The sequence below is a fragment of the Psychrobacter sp. 1Y4 genome, assembly GCF_051847555.1.
Genome location: NZ_JBPYDE010000829.1, coordinates 1 through 601, shown reverse-complemented (window position 1 = coordinate 601; position 601 = coordinate 1). Strand labels below are relative to the sequence as shown.

1 protein-coding gene is annotated in these 601 nt (G+C 42.9%); it reads right to left on the bottom strand.

What is annotated here, in order from left to right:
- On the bottom strand, positions 1-601 hold a 601-nt coding region (locus tag ACS8FC_RS19110), incomplete at both ends, for a toxic anion resistance protein (protein WP_439297949.1).

Below are 601 nucleotides of genomic sequence, written 5' to 3'. Positions count from 1 at the left end.
AACATAGACATATTGGCGAATAGACTGCATCAGCTCCCACATATTGACTTTTTCTTGCTCAATCATCGCATTGTCTTTGAGCAATTCATCTTTACCATTGTAGAGACTGGTAACAACGGCATTGATATGCGATTGAGCCGACTCGTATTGACGGAAATAATCTTGTACTTTATTACCAAATGGAATCAGACCGAACAGCTTACGTGAGTTGGTCAGCTCTTTTTTGCTCGGATCTAAGTCCTCGACGATACCGCGTAACTCAGTTAAAGACTTAGCGATAGGGGAGTTATCAAACAAACTGTCATTGAGACTTTTGGCCGGTAGCTCCAGCATCCGATTAGAGACTTGCGCTGACTCACGAATTTCTTTTGTACCTAGATTGTGAATAGACTGCACGTTTTGCTGAAACTCTGGACTATGAACTGAATTGGTAATCACGTGATCGACAAACGCATCAACTTTGGCATCGAGCTCTGGAATTTGGCTTTCATCCAACTTGACCATTTGATCGGCTTCACTTTTTTGTATTTCTTTGACAGGTTCAGGCGCTGTGAGAGAGATACTGGGAGTTGTGGCGTTTTCTGGTGGCGTCAATTCTTGC